The following is a 17,775-nucleotide window of genomic DNA, read 5'->3' as shown; positions in this document are numbered from 1 at the left end:
CGGGGCCGCGGTCGCTGTATAATCCCGCGCCATGTGGACGCTCTTCCATAAATTCGGTTCTCCTCCCTGGCTGTATCGCCTCTCCGGGTCCATTCTGCGCTGGCTTCTGCCGATTACCCTGCTGGCATTGGTCGGCGGCGCAGTCTGGGGCGTGTTGTTCACCGCGCCGGATTTCCGTCAGGGCAACAGCTACCGCATCATTTACATTCATGTGCCTGCTGCTGTGGTGGCGCTGGCTGGCTATTACGTGATGGCGATAGCCGGCGCGGTGAGCCTGATCTGGCGTATGAAAATGGCCGACATTGCCATGCGCGCCTGTGCGCCGATCGGTGCGGCCCTGACCTTCGTTGCGCTGGTGACGGGCAGCATCTGGGGCAAGCCCACCTGGGGTACCTGGTGGGTGTGGGATGCACGCATCACGTCGATGCTGATTCTCCTGTTTCTCTACCTCGGGGTTGTGGCGCTGTACGAAGCCTATGAGAACAAAGCCCTTGCCGCCAAGGCCTGCGCGATACTCAGCCTGGTGGGCACGGTGAACATTCCGATCATCTACAAGTCGGTGGACTGGTGGTACAGCCTGCATCAACCGGCCTCCATCAAGTTCACTGGCGGGAGCACGATTGACCCCAGCATGCTTTACCCGCTGCTGTTTATGATCACGGCGTTCTATTGCCTGTTCACCTGTGCCCTGTTGCTCAACATGCGGGTGGAAATCCTGCAGCGCGAGCAACGTACCGCGTGGGTCAGGGCGCTGGCCAACAAGGGGGCGGCAGGCTGATGTACTTCAACTCATTGGCAGCAGCGTTACAGATGGATGGCCACGGCGCGTTTGTCTGGTCTGCCTACTTCATTACAATTGGTGTGGTGGCCATGATGGTTTACGCACCCCGGCGGCGGGAGCAACGGTTCCTGCGCCAGCTCGAGGGGCAAATTCGGCGCAGCGAGGGCGGTAACCCGCCCGGCGCCAGCAAGGAGGTGTGATGCACCCGGTTCGCAAGCAGCGTTTGTGGTTGGTGTTGTTTCTTGTTGTTTTCTCCAGTTCCGCGATCGGCCTCATGGCCTACGCCCTGCGCGGCAACATCAATCTCTTCTACCCCCCTGTTGAAGTGGCCGCCGGGCTCGCGCCGGTCGGGCAGAGCATTCGTGTGGGCGGGATGGTGGTTGAGGGCAGTGTGCAGCGCAGCGACAGCAGCCTGGAAGTGCGCTTTGATGTCACCGACTACGAGGCCGTTGTGTCAGTTGTCTACACCGGCATTTTGCCGGACCTGTTCGATGAAGGGCAGGGCGCCGTAGCGGCGGGCAAACTCGACGAAAACGGGGTGTTGCAGGCGTCGGAGGTGCTGGCCAAGCACGATGAGAACTACATGCCGCCGGAGGTTGCCGAGGCACTGGAGGCCTCGAAAGCGCGTATGGCGGAGCAGAACGGTGAACAGGGGTACGGCCAATGATCCCCGAGCTGGGTCATTTCGCGCTCATTCTGGCGCTCTGCCTGTCCGTGCTGTTGTCCACGATTCCACTGTGGGGTAGCTGGCGACGCAACGTCACGGCCATGGCGCTGGCCCCCAACCTCGCGATTGGCGTGCTGGTGTTTTCTGCACTCAGTTTTGCCTGTCTCACGTGGGCCTTCCTGCAGGACGATTTTTCGGTCGAGGTGGTGGCCAACAACAGCAACAGCCTGTTGCCCTGGTACTACAAGTTCTCCGCGGTGTGGGGTAATCACGAGGGCTCGCTGTTGCTGTGGGTGCTGATTCTCGCCCTCTGGACCTGTGCTGTGGCCGTGTTCAGCCCGCAGTTGCCGTTGGTGATGTTGTCGCGTGTGTTGGCCGTCATGGGTTTCGTCGGCGTTGGCTTTCTCGCCTTCTCGTTGTTCACGTCCAATCCGTTCGCGCGCCTGCTGCCGGGTATACCCGCAGATGGTCAGGACCTGAATCCGCTGCTGCAGGACTTCGGCCTGATCATCCATCCGCCGCTGTTGTACATGGGGTATGTCGGTTTTTCGGTGGCTTTTGCTTTTGCTATCGCCGCCTTGCTCGGCGGTCGCCTGGATGCCGCCTGGGCGCGCTGGTCGCGGCCCTGGACCAATGTCGCCTGGGCCTTTCTGACCCTGGGCATCATGCTGGGCAGCTGGTGGGCTTACTACGAACTCGGCTGGGGTGGCTGGTGGTTCTGGGACCCGGTCGAGAATGCATCCTTCATGCCCTGGCTGGCGGGCACCGCGTTGGTGCACTCATTGGCGGCGACGGAAAAGCGCGGCCTGTTTAAGAGCTGGACTGTATTACTGGCCATTTTTGCCTTCTCCCTGAGCCTTCTGGGGACCTTCCTGGTGCGCTCCGGGGTGCTGACCTCGGTACACGCCTTTGCCACAGACCCCGCCCGCGGCATGTTCATTCTGGTGTTCCTGGGTATAGTCACGGGGGGCTCCCTGGTGCTGTATGCGCTGCGCGCACCCGCCGTGGCCAGCCGGGTGAGTTTTACCTGGATTTCCCGCGAATCGCTGCTGCTGGTGAACAATGTGGTGTTTCTGGTCGCCACGCTGACGGTGCTGTTTGGCACGCTGTTCCCGCTGCTGATGGACGCACTGGGGCAAGGCAAGTACTCGGTCGGCCCTCCCTATTTCAACGCGGTCTTCATTCCGCTCATGGCATTACTGGTGCCCTTCATGGGCATTGGTCCGCTGTCGCGCTGGAAGCGTGACAGTGCCCGCCGCTGGCAGGCGGAACTGCTGGTGCCGGGATTGGTCACGCTCGCCTGCGCGCTGACGCTGCCCCTCTTGCACGCCGGCGACTACAACCTCTGGGTGGCGCTTGCAGTGCTGTTCGCCGGCTGGCTGGTGGTTGGTCTGCTGCGCGATGTGGCCAACCGGGTTCGCAACAGTACCTCGCTGGGCGCTGGCCTGCGTCGCCTGACGCCCAGCTACTGGGGCATGCTGACAGCCCATGTGGGCTTCGCCGCCACCATTATCGGTGTGGTACTCACCAGTCAGTACAACATCGAGCATGACCTGAAAATGAGCCCGGGTGACAGCGATACCCTCGCGGGCTACGAGTTCAGGTTTATTGATGTTGGCACGGTACAAGGCCCGAATTATGTGGCAGATGAAGCGCGCTTTGTGGTGTACCGTAACGGGCACGAGGTGGTACGCCTGGCCCCGCAGAAACGCCGCTATCTGGCCAGCGGCAGTGTGATGACGGAAGCTTCCATCGACGCCGGGCTGTTTCGTGACCTGTTCGTGGCCATGGGTGAGCCGGTTGGCACCGCGGGTGCCTGGGCTATCCGCTTGCATTACAAACCCTTTGTGCGCTGGATGTGGGCCGGTGCGCTGTTGATGTCGATTGGCGGGTTTATGACGGTGGCGGACAAGCGTTATCGTCGGCAGCGCTCTGTCGCACGCGAGAGTCTGCGTGAAGGGGGTGTGCGTGGCGCCAAGGCTTAAGCTTTTTCTGCCGCTGGCGATCTTCGTGGTGCTGGCGGGGTTTCTGTTCCGCGGTTTGTCGCTGGACCCGATGGAGCTGCCCTCAGCGCTCATCGACAAGCCTCTGCCGGCATTTTCCCTGACTGCGCTCGCCGATGGGCGCGCGCTTACGCGCGACGATGTCATCGGCCAGCCTGCGCTGTTCAATGTGTGGGCGACCTGGTGTATTTCCTGCCGCGCGGAACACCCGTACCTGCAGCAGCTGGCCGACAGTGGCATACCGATCTACGGCATCAACTATAAGGATGAAGACGAAGCTGCGCGGCGCTGGCTGCAAGAGCTCGGAGATCCCTACCGCGCCAATATCGTTGACCGCGAGGGTTCCCTGGGGGTAGACCTGGGGGTCTATGGCGCACCGGAAACCTACCTTGTGGATGGCGACGGCGTGATTCGCTATCGGCATGTGGGCGTGGTCGATGACCGTGTGTGGCGCGATACCCTCGAGCCGCTGTGGCGCGAGGTCCTGGCCTTGGCACAGGAGCCATGATCATGCGCGCCTGCGTGTTTGGAGTGATGCTGTTGCTGAGTGCGTACGCCGCAGCGGTGATAGAAACCTACGAGTTCAGCACGCCGGCTCTGGAGGCACGCTATCAGCTGCTCAGTGAAGAGTTGCGCTGTCCCAAGTGCCAGAACCAGAATATTGCCGATTCCAACGCGCCGATTTCGCAGGATCTGCGGCGCCTGCTGCACCAGCAACTGGAGGCCGGCGCCAGCAATGAAGAAATTCTCGAATTCATGGTCGCGCGCTATGGCGAGTTCGTGCGCTACCGCCCCGCATTCAACGCCGTTACCGCTGTGCTCTGGCTGGCGCCTGTATTGCTTCTGCTTGCCGGGGTAGGCGGATTGCTGCTGCTTCTGCGCGGTCGCCGCCAGAGCGGAGGTTCTCTTACGGCGGAGGAAGAAGCGCGCCTGGCGGCAATCCTCAAATCACCGGAGAAAGACGCTTGACGACATTCCTGCTCGCCTGTGCCGGCCTCGTTGTGCTCAGTGGCCTGTTTCTGCTGTTCCCTGGCTGGGCGACCAGGCGCCCGGTTGATGATGGCGCGCAGGCCAATCTCGACTGGTACCGCTTGCGGCGCGCGGAGTTGGCGGATGCCGGGGAAGCCGATCTGGAAACCGATACCCAGCTGCGTTTGCTGGAAGACCAGCAGGGCCAGTTGGCAGCCCCTGCAACCGAGGAGCCTCCGCGTCGAGCGTTTCCGCTGTGGGTGCTCGTGCCGGTTGTCGCAGTAATGGCCGCAGTCCTCTACTACGAGCTGGGCTCGGTGACCGATGTCAGGATTGCACAGCAGCTCGGCGATCTGGGTGAGACACCGACCGAGGCGCAGCTCAGCGAGCTGATGGTGGCGATCGAGGAGCGGGCCGTGCAGCGCCCGGGCAATCTCCATTACCTGGCGCTGTTGGGTCGTTACCAGATGGGGCAGGGCGATTATGCGCTGGCTGCGGAAACCTACGATCGTTTGGTGCAGGCCGCCCCGGAGGACCCGCAGGCCCTGGCCTATTCGGCCCAGGCCGGGTTCCTGGCGGACGGGCGTACGCTGAGCCCGAGCGCGCAGGCGCGTGCGGAGCAGGCGCTGGCTATTGATCCGCAGCAGCGCACGGCTCTGGGCCTGCTGGGCATGTCGGCGTTTGAGCGCGGGCAATTCCGCGCCGCTATTCAGTACTGGGAACGCCTGATTGTCATGGAGGCACCCGGTAGTGAGGGACAGCAACTTATTGCCGGCGTCATCAATGAGGCGCGTCAGCGACTGGGTGAGGCGGTATCCCCCACCGATGAGGTGGCGGTCCCGAGCACTGGCGTGACGGTCACCGTAGCCCTGCCTGAGGGCGCGTCGCTGGCTGATTCCGACACCGTCTTCGTGCTCGTGCGCGCGGCAGGCAGCGAAAGCCGCATGCCGATTGCGGCGCAGCGCCTGGCGGCCAGTCAGCTGCCGGCCACGCTACGCCTGGACGACAGCAGCTCCATGGCGGGCCAGAAGCTGTCCACCGCAGGCGAGATCCTGGTGCTGGTGCAGGTCTCCCCGGCGGGTACGCCCGGCGAGGAGAATGCCACCTGGCTCGGTCGCCTGGGGCCGTTGCAGCCCTCCCTCTCCGAAGAGCCGCAGCTCATCACCCTGCAGCCCCGCCAGGGGTGACGCCACATTAAGTGCCTCAGGCATAGTGTTGCCGGGGGAAGTTGGGTACACTACATCTAGTGTTATCGGGGTGGCAGTCAAGCCGGGTTTTTGGGCATAAATGCTATATAAAACATTAAGATACAACACAAACATAAAGTGATATGCGACTAAAATCCATCAAGCTCGCCGGCTTCAAGTCGTTTGTCGATCCCACTACCGTCAACTTCCCCAGCAACATGTGCGCCGTGGTTGGGCCCAACGGCTGTGGCAAGTCGAACGTCATCGACGCCGTGCGCTGGGTGATGGGCGAGAGCTCTGCCAAGAACCTGCGCGGCGAATCTATGACCGACGTCATCTTCAATGGCTCAATCAATCGCCAACCGGTGGGTCAGGCCTCTATCGAGCTGGTGTTCGACAACAGCGATGGCGGTGTGGGTGGTGAGTACGCCAGCTACGCCGAGATTTCCATCAAACGCTTGGTGACCCGCGAGGCGCAATCGGAGTATTTCCTCAACGGCAGCCGCTGTCGGCGGCGCGACATCACGGATATCTTTCTGGGCACGGGCCTGGGGCCGCGCAGCTACGCCATCATCGAGCAGGGCATGATATCCCGCCTGATCGAGTCCCGCCCGGAAGACTTGCGGGTGTTTATCGAGGAAGCGGCGGGTATTTCCAAGTACAAGGAACGGCGCCGGGAAACCGAAACCCGCATGCGCCGCACCATGGAGAATCTCGAGCGCCTCACCGATCTGCGCGACGAGCTGCAGCGTCAACTCCAGCACTTGCAGCGTCAGGCGCAGGCGGCGGAAAAGTACAGTGAACTCAAGGCCGAAGAGCGCACACTGAAAGCGCAGCTGCACGCACTGCAGTGGCAGCAGCTGGATAGCCAGGCCGGCCGCTGCGGCCAGGCGATTGCTGAGCTCGAGGTGCGGCTGGAGGCCGTAAATGCGGAACACCAGCAGGTGGACACCGGCATTGAGCAGCACCGGCAGGATTACACCGATCGCACCGACAGCTTCAATACCGTGCAGGCCACCTATTACGCGCTGGGCGCTGAAGTGGCCCGTCTGGAACAGGCTATCAAGTTCCAGAAGGAGCGCGCGCAGCAGCTGCATGCCGACCTGCGCCAGGCGCTGGATAGCCTGGAGCAGGCAGAGGCGCATTTGCAGCAGGACCAGGACAAGCTTGCAACCTGGGAGCTGGAATTGGAAGAGCTGGCGCCGGAACTGGAGTTGCTGCAGGCGGCTGAAGAGGAGTCCGCCAGCGCGCTGCAGGAAGCCGAAGACGCCATGTTGCACTGGCAGCAGCAGTGGGATGAGTTCAACCACCAGGCGGCGGCGCCACGGCAGCAGGCCGAAGTACAGCAGTCGCGTATCCAGCACCTGGAGCAGGCGCAACAGCGTCTGCAGCGACGTGTCCAGCAGCTCGAAGAGGAGCGCGCAGGGCTGGTTGTCGGCGAAGACGATGCCAACCTCGAGGCCGCTGCCGAGGACATCGCAGTGCTGGAAGAGCAGATGACGGTAGCCGAACTGCGCAGCGATGAGCGCGTGGAGGAACTTGCGGCGGCGCGCGAGGAAGAGACCCGACTGTCAGGGCAACTCAACGAAAGCCGCTCCCGCTTGCAGCAGTTGCGCGGTCGGCAGGCGTCTCTGGAGGCGCTGCAGCAGGCGGCTACAGAGGACCGCGACCAGGGCGTCAGCCAGTGGCTTGCCGCTCAGGGCTTGCAGTCGCGTCCGCGGTTGCTGGACAACCTGCAGGTGGATGAAGGTTGGCAGCAGGCGGTGGAAACCGCGCTGGGGGATTACCTGCAGGCTGTTTGTGTTGAGCAGCTGGGTGACCTCGCCGATTGCCTGCAGGCGCTGGAGCAGGGCCAGGTCAGCCTGGTGGAAAGTGGGGCTGCACAGGGCAACCCGGGGCCGCAGTTCCTCGCCTCACATGTGCATGGCAGCGCCGCTGCTGCAAGCCTTCTGGCGGGTGTGCGTGTGGCAGCAGACCTGCCCGCTGCATTGCAGCTGCGCGCCAGCTTGGGTGCGGGTGAGTCTGTGATTACCGCGGACGGGATCTGGCTGGGCCGCGACTGGTTGCGAGTGACGCGCCCGGGCAAGCAGGAAGGCGGCGTGATTCAGCGCCAGCAGGAGCTCGAGCGGCTGTTGCTGGAAGTCGAAGCCACGGCGCAGCAGGTCGCCGAATTCGAAGGCGCGCTGGATGGCCTGCGCGAGCAACAGCAGGGCTTGGAAGCCCAGCGCCAGGATAGCCAGCGCGAGCAGCAGCAGCTGTCGCGGCAACACGCGGAGCTGCGCGCTGCCCTGTCGGCACAGCAGGCCAGGCTGGAACAGATCAGCGCACGCCGGGAGCGCCTGGCCGCGGATATCAGCGACACCCGCGGGCAGTTCGGTCAGGAGCAGGAAGCCGTATCGGAGGCGCGCCTGCTGCTGGCAGAGGCGATCGAGCGTATGGAAACAGACTCGCGCCAGCGCGAGGAGTTGCTCGCGCGGCGGGATGCGGCGCGCAATCAGCTCGACAGCGTGCGCCAGAGGGCCCGTCACGACAAGGATGCCGCCCACCAGTCAGCGATGCGTCACCAGTCGCTGCAGACGCAATTGCGGGGCGTGGCGGAAACCATGGAGCGGGCGCGCTCTCAGGTCACGCAGTTGCAGGAGCGGCGCGAGGCGCTGCAGGGCAGCCTCATGGCGAGCGATGATCCGGTCGTGGCGTTGCAGGACGAGCTGGAAGCGCAGCTGGCGTTGCGTCTGGCGTCCGAGACCGAGCTGACCCAGGCGCGCCAGGCGGTTGCCGAGGTGGAACACGCCCTGCGCCAGGCCGAGCAGCAGCGTGCCGCCATTGAGCAGCGCGCGCAGAGCGTGCGCGCCGAGCTGGAGCAGCAGCGGCTGCAGCAGCAGGGTTTGCAGGTGCAGCGGGAGAACGTGCTGCGCCAGCTGCGGGAGCTGGAGCAGGACGTCGATACGGTGCTGGCGAACATGCCAGAGGGCGCCGAGGAGACGGAGTGGCAGCTTGCCCTTGAACGTGTGGGAGCCAGGGTGGCGCGGCTGGGGCCGATCAACCTCGCGGCCATCGATGAATATGCCCTGCAGTCCGAGCGCAAGCATTACCTCGATGCGCAGAACGAGGACCTGGAAACGGCGCTGGAGACACTCGCTTCCGCCATTCGCAAAATCGACAAGGAAACGCGCAGCCGCTTCCGCGACACGTTCGACAAAGTGAATGCCGGCCTGCAGGACCTGTTTCCCCGCGTATTCGGTGGCGGCAATGCCTACCTGGAAATGACCGGGGACGACCTGCTCGATACCGGCATTACCATCATGGCGCGCCCACCGGGGAAAAAGAACAGCACCATTCACCTGCTTTCAGGCGGGGAAAAGGCGCTGACCGCCATTGCCCTTGTGTTTTCGATTTTCCAACTGAATCCCGCGCCGTTCTGTATGCTTGACGAAGTGGACGCGCCGCTGGACGATGCCAACGTCGGGCGTTACGCACGCATGGTCAAGGAAATGTCCGAGAAAGTGCAGTTCATTTATATTACCCACAACAAGATCTCCATGGAGTTGGCGGATCAGTTAATGGGTGTCACCATGCACGAGCCGGGCGTATCACGCCTGGTTACCGTGGATGTCGAAGAGGCAGCGGAACTGGCGGCGAGTTAGGACAAGCGGAGGAAGCGGGCGCAGCTGTGATGGACTTGACGATACGCGATTGGATGGTGATTGCCGGTGTGCTGCTGATTCTGGCGGTGCTGCTGGATGCCTGGCGGCGGGTGCGCAATGAGCGACGTGCGGCAGTGCGCATCAAGTTGGTCGGCGAAGAGGGGGAGAGTACCGGCGAGCCTGATATTGCCGTGTTCCGCGAGCTGCCCAACGGCGGCGCCCGCGTGGTGCACCGCTCAGACCTGCTGGATGCACAGGCGCAGCACAAGGCCAGCGATGCCCGGGCTGTATCATCCCGGGCTTCCGATGTTACCGATGAGCAGCCGGCGAACGCAGCCCCTGGTCGCCCGTCGGCTGACGGAACACCCGGGGAGCCGCGCTCGACCCGGGGCCGCGCTGCGCGCAAACGCACGGCAAAAGCAGAGCCTCCGGACGATGGCCTGGTAAGTGGCTTGAGTAGCCGCGATGAACCCGAGAACCTCGACTGGCTGGATGCTCTGGACGCCGAAGAGCGGGAGCTGTCCGCCAGCGAAGAGCCGGGGCGGCTGCCGCGTGACGTGCAGCCGGAAGTCTTCATGTTGAACGTCGTGGCGCGTGAACCCGAAGGCTTCCGTGGCGACGAAATACTGCACATCCTGCTGGCCTGCGACTTGCGCTTTGGCGATATGAGTTTCTTTCATCGTCACGAGCAGGAGGCGGGGCGCGGGCCGATACAGTTCAGCGTTGCCAACATGATGCAGCCGGGTGTTTTCGACATCGACAATATGTCCGATTTCAGCACGCCGGGTCTGGTCTTTTTCGTCACACTGCCGGGCCCTGCGGACATGATGCAGGCCTTTGATTACATGCTGGAGACAGCACAGACCGTGGCCCACAACCTGAAGGGTGACGTGCTGGATGAAACCCGCAGTGCGTTGACCCGGCAGACGCTGGAGCATTCTCGGCAGCAGATCCGGGATCTCGAACGCCGTATGCTCGCCCACGCGCGCTAGGGCTCGGGTACATGGCAGACGCGGTTGCAGCGGGCGAAGAAGCGGCCCGCCTGCGTGAGCAGCTGGACAACTGGAACTACCAGTACCATGTGCTGGACGACCCCAGCGTGCCAGATGCGCAATACGATCGCTGCATGCAGCGTCTGCGGGAACTCGAGACGCAATTCCCCGACCTCTGCGTGCCCGACTCGCCTACACAGCGGGTGGGTGCCACCCCTCTCGCCCAGTTCAGGCAGGTGCAGCATGAGGTCCCCATGTTGTCGCTGGAAAACGCATTCGACGCCGGGGAGCTTGCGGATTTCAATCGGCGCCTGCTGGATCGTCTGGGGCGCGAGGCGGACGATGCTCTGGAGTTCGCCTGTGAGCCGAAACTCGATGGCATCGCCGTCAGCCTGCTCTATCGTGCGGGGCGCTTACAGCGTGGCGCCACCCGGGGTGACGGCACCACCGGTGAGGATATTACGCACAACGTGCGTACTGTAGCCTCGGTGCCGCTGCGCTTGCGCGGCAGTGGTTTTCCCGAATTGCTCGAGGTGCGTGGCGAAATCTACCTGCCGCGCGCCGGGTTCGAGCAGTTGAACAGGGAAGCGCGCGAACGCGGCGAGAAGACCTTCGTCAATCCGCGCAACGCAGCGGCGGGCAGCCTGCGTCAACTCGATGCCCGAATCACCGCCCGGCGCCCGTTACAGATGTGTTGCTACAGTGTTGGCCTGTATCAGGGCGGCGCGCTGCCCGGCCGTCACTCCGAGGTGCTGGCGCGCCTGCATGACTGGGGCCTGCGCATCAATGCCGAATCGACAGTGGTAACCGGGATTGCAGCCTGTGAAGCCTATTACGAGGGGCTTGCGGCGCGACGCGCAGAACTGCCCTACGACATCGATGGCATCGTCTATAAAGTCAATGATCTCGGCCTGCAACAGCGGCTCGGCTTCGTGTCGCGCGCACCGCGCTGGGCCATCGCGCGCAAATTCCCGGCGCAGGAAGAAATGACCCGGCTGCTCGCCGTGGAGTTTCAGGTGGGGCGCACCGGCGCCATCACGCCAGTCGCGCGTCTGGAACCGGTTTTCGTCGGTGGTGTGACCGTCAGCAATGCCACACTGCACAACGCCGATGAAGTGGAGCGGCTGGACGTGCGCATCGGCGATAGCGTCATCGTGCGTCGCGCTGGTGATGTGATCCCCCAGGTGGTAGCTGTTGTGAGCGAGCAGCGCCCGGCCAACGCGCGCCCCGTGGTCTTTCCCGAGCGCTGTCCGGTGTGTGGCTCGGTGGTTGAGCGTGCCGCCGACGAGGCGGTGTTGCGCTGCATGGGCGGCCTTGTTTGTCCGGCCCAGCAGAAAGCCGCAATCCGCCATTTCGTGTCCCGTCGCGCGCTTGATGTGGAAGGCCTGGGCGACAAGCTGGTCGAGCAGTTGGTCGACCAGGGGCTGGTGCATACCGTGGCGGACCTTTACACGCTGCCGCGAGAGGCCTGGCTGCGGCTTGAGCGTATGGGGGAGAAATCCGTGGACAATCTCCTCGCGGCGCTGGAAGAAAGCAAACTGACCACACTGCAGCGGTTTATCTATGCGCTGGGTATTCGCGAAGTGGGGGAATCCACGGCGGGCAATCTCGCGCGCCATTTTGGCCGCTGGGAAGCGCTCGCCGCGGCGAGTGAGGATGCCTTGCTGGCGGTGCCTGATGTGGGCCCCGTGGTCGCCGATCACCTGCGACAGTTTCTCGACTCCGCGAACAGCCTCGCCGTGGTGCAGGCGCTGCGCGATGCCGGCGTGCACTGGCCCGACCTCGAGGTGCGGCCGGCGAGAGCCTTGCCATTGGCGGGCGAAACCTGGGTGGTGACCGGCAAGCTGGAGTCTCTGGGGCGCAGCGATGCGAAGGCGTCTCTGGAAGCACTTGGTGCGCGGGTTGCGGGCAGTGTTTCGGCAAAAACGACAACCGTGGTCGCAGGACCCGGTGCCGGTTCCAAGCTGGGCAAGGCCACAGAGCTCAATATTCCAGTGATCGATGAGGCGGCCCTGTTGGTCCTGTTACGTTCCCACGGTGTGATGCTATGAAACGCCTTCTGCCGTATCTGCTGCTGCTCTTGCTGCCCGCCTGTGCCACAACGCCGCCCGGCAACGTGGAAAACGCCTGCAGTATTTTCCGCGAAAAAGATGGCTGGTATGACGATGCACTGGCGGCACAGAAGGCATGGGGCAGCCCGGTGCCGGTGATGCTGGCGATCATGCACCAGGAGTCGCGCTTCGTTGCGCAGGCAAAACCACCGCGCACACGTATTCTGGGTATCATTCCCGGTTTTCGCCCATCCAACTCCTACGGTTACAGCCAGGCCATCAAATCAACCTGGAAAGCTTATGAGCGCAGCACCGGTCACTATGGCGCGGACCGCGATGATTTCGGTGACTCCATGGACTTTATCGGCTGGTACAACAATGAGTCGCTGCATCGCAGTGGCATCGCGAAGAACGATGCCTACCGTCTGTACCTGGCGTACCACGAAGGACATGGAGGCTATAACCGCGGCAGCTATCGCGACAAGGCCTGGCTATTGCGTGTCGCCACCAAGGTGCGCGATCGCGCTGCGCAGTATACGGTGCAGCTGAACGGTTGCGCTGACTCCCTGCCACGTGGACGCGGTCTCTTTGGCTGGTTCTGAGCCGGGACGCTGGTGGTTCAATAATGCTGTCAGCGCAGCGTTAAACGCTGCATAACACAGCCTCCGGGGCGCAAATGGGGGCGCTTGGTGATGCAAAGGAATGCGCTTTATGACACACTTCAAGCGTGTGCCGTCATGGTCGCGAGCCCGCTACATAACGTTCAAAACAGGTCTTCGCTGTGAACCCTACTGATATCAAGAATCCCGAATACTTCCACAAAGTTGTCGATTGCCAGTATGCCTGTCCCGCGCATACGCCGGTTCCGGAGTACATCCGTCTGATCGCCGCGGGCCGCTACGACGACGCCTACATGGTGAACTGGGAGTCCAACGTGTTCCCCGGCATTCTGGGGCGCACCTGCGACCGGCCCTGTGAGCCGGCCTGTCGCCGCGGTCGCATCGCCAAAGGTGAGGAGCCGGTAGCGATTTGTCGCCTGAAGCGTGTTGCGGCAGATAACAAAGCCGATATCAGCGCGCGCCTGCCGCAGATCCCGGCCCAGAAGAACGGCAAACGCATTGCCCTGATTGGTGCCGGCCCGGCATCCCTGACGGTGGCGCGGGACCTCATGCCACTGGGCTACGACATCGACATCTACGACAACCAGTTTGCCGGCGGCGGCATGATGCGCAGCCAGATTCCCTCTTTCCGTCTGCCGGCCTCGGTCTTGGACGAGGAGGTGGGGTACATTCTCGACATGGGCGTAGTGACGCAGTTCAACACGGAAGTCACCAGCCTGAAGAGTGTGCTCGACAAGGACTATGACGCGGTTTTTGTTGGCACGGGAGCTCCCCGCGGCAAAGGGCTGAACCTGCCGGGGCTGGAGGAGGCCGGGAAACAGGTCCATATCGGTATCGACTGGCTGGCCAGCGTCGCCTTTGAGCACACCACTGCAATCGGCAGGCGGGTACTGGTGCTGGGTGGCGGCAATACGGCAATGGATTGCTGCCGTACCTCACGCCGGCTCGGTGGCGAGGATGTGCGCGTCGTGGTGCGCAGCCCCTTTGCTGACATGAAGGCATCACCCTGGGAGAAGGAGGATGCCATGCACGAGGGCATCCCCATCTACGACAACCACGTACCCAAGGAATTTGTAGTCGAGGATGGCAAGCTGAAGGGCATGCACTTCGAGAAGGTCGAAGCGCACTACGATGAAAACGGCAAGCGGAGCCTGGTGCCCACGGGCGAGGACCTCGTGTTCATGGAGGCCGATGACGTACTCATGGCCATCGGACAGGACAATGCCTTCCCCTGGGTAGAGCGCGATCTCGGTATCGAATTCGACAACTGGGATATGCCCGTCGTCGACAAGGCAACCTTCCAGTCCACCAACCCCCGGGTATTCTTCGGCGGTGACGCGGCGTTTGGTCCGGAAAATGTCATCACCGCCGTGGCGCACGGCCATCAGGCGGCCATCAGTATCGACCTGTTCTGCAAGGCGGAGCCGGTGAGTAACCGCCCAGCGCCCATGACCAACCTGCTCAGCCAGAAAATGGGCATTCACGAGTGGAGCTATGACAACCAGATCGAGAATGACAAGCGCTTTGTCGTACCCATGGCGCCGCTGGAGGAAACGCTGCGCAACCGCAAGCTGGAGGTGGAGCTGGGCTTCGATGTCGGTACCGGTTTCAAGGAAGCGGAACGCTGCCTCAATTGCGATGTGCAAACCGTTTTCGATACGCCGCGCTGCATTGAATGCGACGCCTGTGTCGATATCTGCCCGACCGATTGCATTTCCTTTGTCGAAAATGCCGAAGAAACCGAGTTGCGCACACGTCTGAGCGCAACGGCCGGCAACCTTGCCCAGGACCTTTACGTCTCCACAGAGCTGCCAACACGCCGGGTCATGGTCAAGGATGAAAACGTCTGCCTGCACTGCGGCCTGTGCGCCGAGCGTTGCCCCACTTCTGCCTGGGACATGCAGAAATTCCTCTACAGCGTCACCAAAGCGGGGCAATAAACCATGCAAGCGCTGCAATCAGTCAATGAGTTCGTCATCAAGTTTGCCAACGTAAACGGCACCGGTAGCGCCAGTGCCAACAACCTGTTTGCCAAGGCTATTTTCCGGATGGGGCTGCCGGTGTGCCCCAAGAACATTTTTCCCTCCAACATCCAGGGCCTGCCGACCTGGTACGAAGTGCGCGTCAGTGAGCGCGGTTACCTCGGCCGCCGCGGTGGCGTGGATATCATGCTGTCGGTGAACCCGCAGAGCATGCCGCAGGACATCAGGGAAGTGGAGCCGGGTGGTTATTTCATCTACGACAACACCAAGCCCCTCGACCTGCGCCTGATGCGCAATGATGTCAATATCATCGGCATCCCCCTCACGCGTATGTGCAACGAGGAATACGAGGATCCGCGGCAGCGCCAGCTGTTTCGTAACGTGATTTACGTGGGAGCGCTGGCGGCGCTGCTGGATATGGATTTCGCCGTCCTCACCGGTCTGGTGGAAGACCAGTTCAAGGGCAAGGACAAGCTCATTCTACCCAATATCCACGCGCTGGAGCTCGGCTACCAGTACGCCCAGGAACACTTCGACTGCCCGCTTGGCATTCGTGTGCGCGCCTCCGACAAGGTGGGCGACAATATCCTCCTCGACGGCAACACAGCCCTTGGGCTGGGCGCCATTTATGGCGGCGCCACGGTGGCGGCCTGGTATCCGATCACACCGTCCACATCCGTGGTTGATGCCTTTGATCGCTACGCCAAACGGCTGCGCATTGATCCGGGCACGGGGCGCAAGAACTACGCGATCCTGCAGGCGGAAGATGAGCTGGCCGCCATTGGCATGGTGGTGGGTGCAAGCTGGAATGGCGCGCGGGCATTCACCGCCACCAGTGGCCCGGGCCTCTCCCTGATGAGCGAGTTCCTCGGCCTGGCCTACTTTGCTGAAATTCCCACGGTGCTGTTTGACGTGCAGAGAGCAGGGCCGTCCACCGGTATGCCGACCCGCACCCAGCAGTCCGACGTATTGTCCGCCGCTTATGCTTCTCACGGCGACACCAAGCAGGTGTTGCTGTTCCCGTCCACGCCCAGGGAGTGCTTCGATTTCGGCGCACTGTCCTTTGATCTGGCGGAGCGTTTGCAAACCCCCATCATTCTCATGACCGACCTCGACCTGGGCATGAACGACAACATGTCGCCGCCACTGACCTGGGACGATGCACGTCGCTACGACCGCGGCAAGGTTCTGGATGCAGAGCAACTGGAAGAAATGGAACGTTACGGACGCTATCTGGACGTCGATGGCGACGGCATCTGTTATCGCACCATTCCCGGTACCCACCCGGACAAAGGCGCGTTTTTCACTCGTGGTACCTCGCGCGATGAATATGCGGTGTATACCGAGAAGGGTGAGGAATACGAGAAGAACATGCATCGCCTCATGGCAAAGTGGGAAACCATCAAGGAATGGGTGCCGCGGCCGGTGGAAACACAAAGCGAGCAGGGCACCGATACCGCCATCCTGTTTTATGGTACCAGCGAGGAATCCTCGATGGAGGCCCGCGATTACCTGGCCGAAGACGGCGTACCGCTGAATGCCATGCGTGTGCGAGCCTTCCCCTTCAACCATGAAGTTGCGGCTTTTATCGCGCGTCACGAACGTGTTTTTGTCATTGAGCAGAATCGCGATGCGCAATTGCGTACGCTGCTCATGGCCGAGTTCGAATTGGGTCCGGACAAACTGAAGTCCGTACTCTGTTTTGACGGCAATCCCATCAGTGCCCGGAATATTCGCAAGCAGATATTACAGCAGATGCCCGGCTACAACGTTACCCCCTTGCGTCGCGAGCGCGTGGTCGCCGGCGCGGAGATGAGCTCATGAGCTATCAGCTTCCCAAATTCCGTCACCCGGATCTGCCGGTCAACACGCTCGGCTACACTCGCGCTGACTATGAAGGCGCCATCTCCACCTTGTGTGCGGGATGTGGCCACGATTCCATATCCGGTGCCATCGTGCGCGCCTGCCACGAGTTGGCGCTGGAGCCACACAGGATTGCCAAGTTGTCCGGCATCGGCTGTTCGTCCAAGGCACCCACCTATTTCCTGGGCAAGTCTCACGGTTTCAACTCTGTGCACGGGCGCATGCCTTCGGTGGTGAGCGGTGCCAATATGGCCAATCGGGATCTGCTCTATCTGGGTGTCTCCGGCGACGGCGACACGGCCTCCATCGGCATGGGACAGTTTGCCCACGCGGTGCGGCGCAACCTGAACATGGTCTACATCGTCATGAACAACGGTTGCTACGGGTTGACCAAGGGGCAGGACTCAGCTACCGCCGATGCTGGGTCGGCGAGCAAGAAGGGCGACCCGAACCCCTTTTCCGCCATCGACCTGCCGGGCCTGGCCCTGCAGCTTGGGGCCACCTTTGTGGCGCGCAGCTTTTCCGGCGACAAGGGCCAGCTGGTGCCGCTGATCAAGGCCGCTATTTCACATCGCGGTTTTGCGCTGATTGATGTCATCTCGCCTTGCGTAACCTTCAACAACAACCCGGGCTCTACCAAGAGCTATGATTTCGTGCGTGAACATGCTGAAGCTACCGGTACGGTGGATTTCGTGCCAATGCGCGAGGAAATCACCGCCAGCTATCCGGCAGGCCGTACCCAGGACGTCACGCTGCACGATGGCTCCGTGTTGCACCTGGAGAAGCTCGCCCCCGACCTTGACCCGTTCGATCGTGTGTCCGCCATGGTGGCGCTGCAGAAACACAGCGCCGAGGGCCAGATACTCACCGGCCTCATTTACATGGACAAGGACTCTCGGGACCTGCACGACGTCATGGAAACCTCGCGCCGTCCGCTGAATAGCCTGACCGAGGAAGATCTCTGCCCCGGAGACAAGGTGCTGGCGAACATCAACGCAAGCCTGCGTTAGGCAGGA

Annotated in this window: 14 protein-coding genes; all 14 read left to right on the top strand. The window is 62.3% G+C overall.

Features of this window, described 5'->3' with window-relative positions:
- Positions 1 to 31: 31 nt before the first annotated feature.
- The gene (locus EGJ68_RS11925; RefSeq protein WP_123034730.1) at positions 32 to 778 is read left to right on the top strand and encodes a heme ABC transporter permease; all 747 of its coding nucleotides are present in this window, start codon (positions 32 to 34) and stop codon (positions 776 to 778) included.
- The gene (ccmD, locus tag EGJ68_RS11920; protein ID WP_123034729.1) at positions 778 to 981 is read left to right on the top strand and encodes a heme exporter protein CcmD; all 204 of its coding nucleotides are present in this window, start codon (positions 778 to 780) and stop codon (positions 979 to 981) included. Before EGJ68_RS11925 ends, ccmD begins: the two co-directional genes overlap by 1 nt.
- Positions 981 to 1,448, top strand: a complete 468-nt coding sequence (ccmE, locus tag EGJ68_RS11915; RefSeq protein WP_123034728.1) for a cytochrome c maturation protein CcmE — start codon at positions 981 to 983, stop codon at positions 1,446 to 1,448. Before ccmD ends, ccmE begins: the two co-directional genes overlap by 1 nt.
- Positions 1,445 to 3,433 carry a heme lyase CcmF/NrfE family subunit gene (locus tag EGJ68_RS11910; protein WP_123034727.1) on the top strand — a complete coding sequence of 663 codons (1,989 nt, stop codon included), beginning with the start codon at positions 1,445 to 1,447 and terminating at the stop codon, positions 3,431 to 3,433. The genes ccmE and EGJ68_RS11910 overlap by 4 nt, the downstream gene beginning before the upstream one ends.
- A complete protein-coding gene (locus EGJ68_RS11905) occupies positions 3,417 to 3,959 on the top strand; it encodes a DsbE family thiol:disulfide interchange protein (RefSeq protein ID WP_123034726.1) in 543 nt (180 codons plus the stop codon). Before EGJ68_RS11910 ends, EGJ68_RS11905 begins: the two co-directional genes overlap by 17 nt.
- A 2-nt stretch (positions 3,960 to 3,961) precedes the next feature.
- Positions 3,962 to 4,420 (top strand): cytochrome c-type biogenesis protein, encoded by a 459-nt coding sequence (locus tag EGJ68_RS11900; RefSeq protein WP_123034725.1) that lies wholly within the window; start codon positions 3,962 to 3,964, stop codon positions 4,418 to 4,420.
- Positions 4,417 to 5,607: a c-type cytochrome biogenesis protein CcmI gene (gene ccmI / locus EGJ68_RS11895; RefSeq protein ID WP_123034724.1), complete on the top strand. Its 1,191-nt coding sequence runs from the start codon at positions 4,417 to 4,419 to the stop codon at positions 5,605 to 5,607. Before EGJ68_RS11900 ends, ccmI begins: the two co-directional genes overlap by 4 nt.
- Before the next feature lie 143 nt (positions 5,608 to 5,750).
- Positions 5,751 to 9,251 (top strand): chromosome segregation protein SMC, encoded by a 3,501-nt coding sequence (gene smc / locus EGJ68_RS11890; RefSeq protein WP_123034723.1) that lies wholly within the window; start codon positions 5,751 to 5,753, stop codon positions 9,249 to 9,251.
- A 29-nt stretch (positions 9,252 to 9,280) separates the two neighbouring features.
- Positions 9,281 to 10,243, top strand: coding sequence for a cell division protein ZipA (zipA, locus tag EGJ68_RS11885; protein WP_123034722.1), 963 nt, complete (start codon positions 9,281 to 9,283; stop codon positions 10,241 to 10,243).
- Positions 10,244 to 10,254: 11 nt separating this feature from the next.
- Positions 10,255 to 12,294: an NAD-dependent DNA ligase LigA gene (gene ligA, locus EGJ68_RS11880; RefSeq protein WP_123034721.1), complete on the top strand. Its 2,040-nt coding sequence runs from the start codon at positions 10,255 to 10,257 to the stop codon at positions 12,292 to 12,294.
- Positions 12,291 to 12,896, top strand: coding sequence for a transglycosylase SLT domain-containing protein (locus EGJ68_RS11875; protein ID WP_123034720.1), 606 nt, complete (start codon positions 12,291 to 12,293; stop codon positions 12,894 to 12,896). Before ligA ends, EGJ68_RS11875 begins: the two co-directional genes overlap by 4 nt.
- 179 nt (positions 12,897 to 13,075) lie before the next feature.
- Complete coding sequence (locus EGJ68_RS11870) at positions 13,076 to 14,854, top strand: FAD-dependent oxidoreductase (protein WP_123034719.1); 1,779 nt, start codon at positions 13,076 to 13,078, stop codon at positions 14,852 to 14,854.
- Positions 14,855 to 14,857: 3 nt separating this feature from the next.
- On the top strand, positions 14,858 to 16,720 hold the full coding sequence (locus EGJ68_RS11865; RefSeq protein ID WP_123034718.1) for a 2-oxoacid:acceptor oxidoreductase subunit alpha: 1,863 nt from the start codon (positions 14,858 to 14,860) through the stop codon (positions 16,718 to 16,720).
- On the top strand, positions 16,717 to 17,769 hold the full coding sequence (locus EGJ68_RS11860) for a 2-oxoacid:ferredoxin oxidoreductase subunit beta (protein WP_123034717.1): 1,053 nt from the start codon (positions 16,717 to 16,719) through the stop codon (positions 17,767 to 17,769). The genes EGJ68_RS11865 and EGJ68_RS11860 overlap by 4 nt, the downstream gene beginning before the upstream one ends.
- Positions 17,770 to 17,775: the final 6 nt, after the last annotated feature.

Origin of the sequence: Haliea alexandrii (assembly GCF_003719295.1) — a bacterium.
In the GTDB taxonomy this organism is placed as follows: domain Bacteria; phylum Pseudomonadota; class Gammaproteobacteria; order Pseudomonadales; family Halieaceae; genus Haliea; species Haliea alexandrii.
This window is presented reverse-complemented; position numbering and strand designations above follow the sequence as displayed.

What these genes read in the sequence shown, in the direction of transcription:
- EGJ68_RS11860 (WP_123034717.1), top strand. Translation starts at nt 16,717, where the DNA reads ATGAGCTATCAGCTTCCCAAATTCCGTCACCCGGATCTGCCGGTCAAC.
- ligA (WP_123034721.1), top strand. Translation starts at nt 10,255, where the DNA reads ATGGCAGACGCGGTTGCAGCGGGCGAAGAAGCGGCCCGCCTGCGTGAG.
- ccmD (WP_123034729.1), top strand. Translation starts at nt 778, where the DNA reads ATGTACTTCAACTCATTGGCAGCAGCGTTACAGATGGATGGCCACGGC.
- ccmE (WP_123034728.1), top strand. Translation starts at nt 981, where the DNA reads ATGCACCCGGTTCGCAAGCAGCGTTTGTGGTTGGTGTTGTTTCTTGTT.
- EGJ68_RS11875 (WP_123034720.1), top strand. Translation starts at nt 12,291, where the DNA reads ATGAAACGCCTTCTGCCGTATCTGCTGCTGCTCTTGCTGCCCGCCTGT.
- zipA (WP_123034722.1), top strand. Translation starts at nt 9,281, where the DNA reads ATGGACTTGACGATACGCGATTGGATGGTGATTGCCGGTGTGCTGCTG.
- smc (WP_123034723.1), top strand. Translation starts at nt 5,751, where the DNA reads ATGCGACTAAAATCCATCAAGCTCGCCGGCTTCAAGTCGTTTGTCGAT.
- EGJ68_RS11900 (WP_123034725.1), top strand. Translation starts at nt 3,962, where the DNA reads ATGCGCGCCTGCGTGTTTGGAGTGATGCTGTTGCTGAGTGCGTACGCC.
- EGJ68_RS11910 (WP_123034727.1), top strand. Translation starts at nt 1,445, where the DNA reads ATGATCCCCGAGCTGGGTCATTTCGCGCTCATTCTGGCGCTCTGCCTG.
- EGJ68_RS11865 (WP_123034718.1), top strand. Translation starts at nt 14,858, where the DNA reads ATGCAAGCGCTGCAATCAGTCAATGAGTTCGTCATCAAGTTTGCCAAC.
- EGJ68_RS11925 (WP_123034730.1), top strand. Translation starts at nt 32, where the DNA reads ATGTGGACGCTCTTCCATAAATTCGGTTCTCCTCCCTGGCTGTATCGC.